We start from the raw sequence: 4,164 nt of genomic DNA, 5'->3' as shown, positions 1-4,164 counted from the left end.
GTGTAACGCTGGTCCATCTGAGCAATTTGCCGGTAGAACGCCGCCTGACCCACTTCGCCGGTCCAAGGCAACGAATACACGCGCAAGGCGTCTGTCGCGAGCGGGCGGTTCACCGCACCTTGCAGGTAGGCGTCAAGCATTGCTTCATGTATGTACGCCGGTACGCCGGCGAACGCAGCTTCATGCTCGCGCACGTGGCGGACAAACGGGGAGCCCCAAGGGGCAACGGCCACCGGATCGATCAAAAGCAATGAGCGATACTCGCACCCGTTTAGCAGCGCAGCCCTGAGCGCGGTCGCACCGCCGAAATCATGCGCGACTACATCCGGCTTTTCCAGTTGCCAATGCATGAGCAAGGCGGCAAGCAGGTTATTTTGAACGGCTAACGAGACGTCCTGCCCCGCGCGTTTCTCAGACATTCCGTAACCGAGAAGATCGAAGCAGAAAACCTTGCGGAAACGAGCCATGATCGGCGCAATCCGACGCCAGACCTGCGACGAAAAAGGCGTTCCATGTACTAGCACCATGGGCTTGCCGCTGCCGACCACTCCGTAACGCACGGACTGACCGTTGAAGTCGAAGGAATGGGGGAGTGACAACGCATTCGGGACGTGCTGAAAATCTGCCATGGAAAACGCCTCGAGAGTTAGACAGCTACGCCAGCGCGTCGCTGGTTGGGAGCTGAAATTCTACAAGTGGTGAACCACTCGATCCTGTACGTTGATTCGGCGGCGCCAAAGGTTAGACAATGCGATCGCTGTTCGTGGTGCTTGCCGTTTCTGCTGATTCTTGGGTTAACCCCTAGAATACCAACTTGATCCCCTGAATGCGTCCAGGTCACCCTTCCGCACGTTGCACCGCAACGCTCACACGGGAAGGCCAAGACCGCGGTCAAACAAGACGCGTTGGTTTTGGCATTCTTATTATGAAACGCATCGCAGCTTTTTGCCTGACGGCCTGGTCGGCCGCAGCCATTCTCTATTTCGGCCAGCACTCGGTGGCCCTGATCGCCTTAAGCGGCGTCGTCGTGCTTGCCGGTTTCGATTTATTCCGCCCGGACTCCAATCGCGTTTCCTGAGTCCGTAACCAGCCTGAACCAGCGGTCGAGACCACGCGGTCGTCGACTGCGTCGATGCGAAAGCCAAGCGGCAACGCGGGGCGAAAGGCACGACGAATCATTGCTCCGTGCCGCTCGGAAACAGCGCGTTCGTGCATAAGGAACGCGCCTTTCGCCCAGTGATAAAACGCGTGCCTGTTGAATCCACTTAGCGTTCGGATTGATCGCGACCTTGCAAACGGTCGTGGTCTTCGAGATGCAATTACGTGCCGCGCGACGCGTCTTTGATTGACATATCCACTTGCCTCATAGCCTGATCGATGTCGGCATTCGCACGATGTTGAAGGCCGTGCGCAAAGTGGTTGTCTTCCTCGTGCGCGATGTCGTCGTGAGCGTCGCGAAGGAAGTCCGCGGCCACATGGAGGCGACCCGGGCGATCCCGGCGCTCGAAAGCTACTGAAGGTGCGTACTGGCGCCGGGGAATTGGCCGACTAGCATCGCCCGTTTCCAGCCGAAGCCGGGCGCCTTGCGGTATTGGAAGCCAGCTTGCAACAACGCTCGTTTCACGCTGCCGGCGCTCGTGTAGGTGGCGAACGTAGCGCCCTCGTTCGCGAGACATGCGAGCGACTTGAAGACGGCAGGCGTCCAGAGCTCAGGGTTTTTGGCCGGCGCAAAGCCATCGAGATAAAACGCATCGGCACGCAGTCGCAGCGCCGGCAACGCATCCGCCGCATTGCTAAACACAAGCGTCAACGTGACGCTGCCCCCTTCGAAAGCAAGCTGGTGAATGCCAGGCGCAAGCGCCGGCCACTCAGCGGCGAGCGTTTCGGCCAGTGCCGCGATCGATTCATCATCGATGGTCGCCGCGTAAGCGCGGCGTAGATCACCCGCCGAAAACGGGTGCTTTTCGATCGACACGAAATGCAGCCGCTCGCAGCGCCCCGAATCGGCAAGCCAGGCAGCCCATGTCGTAAGAAAGTTGACGCCCATGCCGAAGCCGATTTCCAGCACGGTGAAAGTCCGCTGCTGCTGCCATCGTTCGGGTAGCCCATTACCTTGCAAAAACACGTACTGCGCCTGCGCGAGACTGCCGACCGCGCTGTGATAAATGTCGTTATAGCGAGGCGAATACGGCGTGCCGTCGGCGCGGAATGCGACCGTGGCTGGGATCAGAGGCTCGAGCATGCGGGTTGGAAAAGCCATTAGGACAATTAAGTAAGCAGTGGTTTACCGGCCGTGAGCGCCGCGTTTTTTGCGAGCTAGGACAAAGAGTTGGAACCTTAGCAAAAACCCACCACCTCAGGTGAAATAGGCCGCCGAAAGGGCGCGTTTGACGATCGATTTGCGGAGACGAAGCGGCGAGAGACCCTGCTTCGCAGGCTAAAGCCGCTTAAGCGCGGCGCAAGGCAAGGCGCACGAACCGCCAGTGTTGCAGTGCAGAAGCAAGTTTGCTTGATCCGTTTAACGCCCGAGGCGCACCATCCAAATCGCTGGATGCATTCCCTTAGCCACGTCATTGCACGCATGCGGAGGAAAATATGTCGGAAATCGATCAGGAAAAAGTCGTCAAGGTGCTAAACCAGATCCTCGAGTCGGAGCTTGCCGGGGTTGTCCGCTACACACACTACTCATTCCTGGTATTCGGCTTCGGCCGCATTCCGATCGTTTCCTGGCTAAGAGGGCAGGCGGACGAATCATTGCTTCATGCTCAGCAGGCAGGCGAGTGGATTACAAGCTTAGGTGCCTATCCGTCCCTGGAAATTGGGCCTTTGCTGGATTCTCACACGCTGGACCTGGGCTCGATCCTGCAAGAATCGATGCACGCGGAGAACGTTGCGCTGGATCTTTATCGCGACCTGTTGGCGCTCGTGCAGGATCGGTCAATCGCGTTAGAGGAATACGCGCGACAGATGATCTATGCGGAAGAGTTGCACGCCCACGAGGTCGAAAAGATGCTGCGTCGGCCGGGCGCAGCGGCCGGAAAGCTTGGGGTTGGAGGGACTGATCGCGGTGGGTGAGAGGAAGGCCGGCGCGAGAGAGAAGGGGTTTCTGGTCAGATACACTGTCGGGGTGCCTTCCCTAGGATGAAAATTCAATGCGCCGAGTAGTATTCAATCAAAAGGGTGGGGTAGGAAAATCCACTATCGTCTGTAATCTCGCCGCGATCAGCGCCTCCCAGGGGGCGCGCACGCTGGTGATCGACCTCGATCCACAAGGTAATTCAAGCCAGTATTTGCTGGGCGCGCAGGCGCGGGACGCAAAGCCGAATCTGGCCGATTTCTTTGAAGCGACCTTGAGCTTCAGCTTCAGGGAGCCGGAGATCGGCAAGTTCATACACGCTACGTCGTTTGAAAACCTCGATATCATTCCGTCGCATCTCAATCTTGAGGCGCTGCAAGGCAAGCTTGAGTCGCGCTATAAAATCTACAAGCTGCGCGATGCGCTCAAGGGCCTCGACGGCTATGACGCGGTGTACATCGATACGCCTCCCGCCCTGAATTTCTTCACCCGTTCAGCACTGATCGCGGTTGAACGCTGTCTGATTCCTTTCGATTGCGACGATTTTTCTCGCCGTGCGCTGTATTCGGTGCTCGACAATGTCCAGGAGATCCAGCACGACCACAATCCCGAACTAAGCGTCGAAGGGATCGTCATCAACCAGTTCCAGCCCCGCGCAAGCCTGCCGCAACAACTGGTGCAGGAATTGCTGAACGAAGGCCTGCCGGTGCTAAGCTCATATATCTCGCAATCGGTGAAAATTCGCGAAAGCCATCAGCATGCGAGGCCGATGATTTACCTTGAGCCGCGTCACAAACTCGCGCAGGAATACTTGGCGTTGCATCACGAAATCAACAGCTAGAGCAAGGGCTAGGGCGCGCGATAAGAGGACCCTGAACGGTGGACAAGAGACACATCGATTCGGTCAAGCCAGACGACACCGTTCATCGGCGAGGCGTAGTGACAGGCCTCGTCTATGTGTTCGAGCAGGTCATGCCGGATCCCTTTGTCCTTTCAATCGGCTTGACATTGGTGGTCTGCCTGCTAGCCGCGGCAATCGCGCCGCACGGTTCACTGTCGACCATTCTTAGCGCCTGGTACGGCGGCAC

At 57.9% G+C, this 4,164-nt stretch carries 5 protein-coding genes and 2 pseudogenes; 5 read left to right on the top strand and 2 right to left on the bottom strand.

What is annotated here, in order from left to right; genetic code table 11:
- Positions 1 to 629: alpha/beta fold hydrolase (locus WCA53_RS33040; protein ID WP_423921925.1), on the bottom strand; the 629-nt coding region annotated here is incomplete at its 3' end.
- 296 nt (positions 630 to 925) lie between these two features.
- Between WCA53_RS33040 and WCA53_RS33035 the strand changes: the two genes are divergently transcribed.
- Together WCA53_RS33035 and WCA53_RS33030 are read left to right on the top strand one after the other, a co-directional pair.
- On the top strand, positions 926 to 1,078 hold the full coding sequence (locus WCA53_RS33035) for a hypothetical protein (RefSeq protein ID WP_423921921.1): 153 nt from the start codon (positions 926 to 928) through the stop codon (positions 1,076 to 1,078).
- 280 nt (positions 1,079 to 1,358) lie between these two features.
- Positions 1,359 to 1,517, top strand: a complete 159-nt coding sequence (locus tag WCA53_RS33030; RefSeq protein WP_423921918.1) for a hypothetical protein — start codon at positions 1,359 to 1,361, stop codon at positions 1,515 to 1,517.
- A gap of 20 nt (positions 1,518 to 1,537) precedes the next feature.
- Here WCA53_RS33030 and mnmD read toward each other — a convergent pair.
- A pseudogene (gene mnmD / locus WCA53_RS33025) lies at positions 1,538 to 2,242 on the bottom strand (tRNA (5-methylaminomethyl-2-thiouridine)(34)-methyltransferase MnmD); the annotation flags it as partial.
- Positions 2,243 to 2,595: 353 nt separating this feature from the next.
- On the opposite strand from mnmD, the gene WCA53_RS33020 reads away from it, so the two are divergent.
- From WCA53_RS33020 to WCA53_RS33010, 3 genes and pseudogenes are all read left to right on the top strand, one after another.
- A complete protein-coding gene (locus WCA53_RS33020; RefSeq protein WP_423921915.1) occupies positions 2,596 to 3,075 on the top strand; it encodes a ferritin-like domain-containing protein in 480 nt (159 codons plus the stop codon).
- Positions 3,076 to 3,152: 77 nt separating this feature from the next.
- Positions 3,153 to 3,917 carry a ParA family protein gene (locus WCA53_RS33015; RefSeq protein ID WP_423921912.1) on the top strand — a complete coding sequence of 255 codons (765 nt, stop codon included), beginning with the start codon at positions 3,153 to 3,155 and terminating at the stop codon, positions 3,915 to 3,917.
- Positions 3,918 to 3,955: 38 nt separating this feature from the next.
- Positions 3,956 to 4,164: pseudogene (locus tag WCA53_RS33010) on the top strand (hypothetical protein); the annotation flags it as partial.

The sequence above is a fragment of the Caballeronia sp. genome (assembly GCF_049581465.1).
Taxonomy (GTDB): Bacteria; Pseudomonadota; Gammaproteobacteria; order Burkholderiales; family Burkholderiaceae; genus Caballeronia.
Note: the sequence above shows the minus strand (reverse complement) of the source record. Positions and strands in the feature narration are given on the sequence as shown.

Coding starts and splice junctions, on each gene's coding strand:
- WCA53_RS33020 (WP_423921915.1), top strand. CDS start 2,596: ATGTCGGAAATCGATCAGGAAAAAGTCGTCAAGGTGCTAAACCAGATC.
- WCA53_RS33035 (WP_423921921.1), top strand. CDS start 926: ATGAAACGCATCGCAGCTTTTTGCCTGACGGCCTGGTCGGCCGCAGCC.
- WCA53_RS33015 (WP_423921912.1), top strand. CDS start 3,153: ATGCGCCGAGTAGTATTCAATCAAAAGGGTGGGGTAGGAAAATCCACT.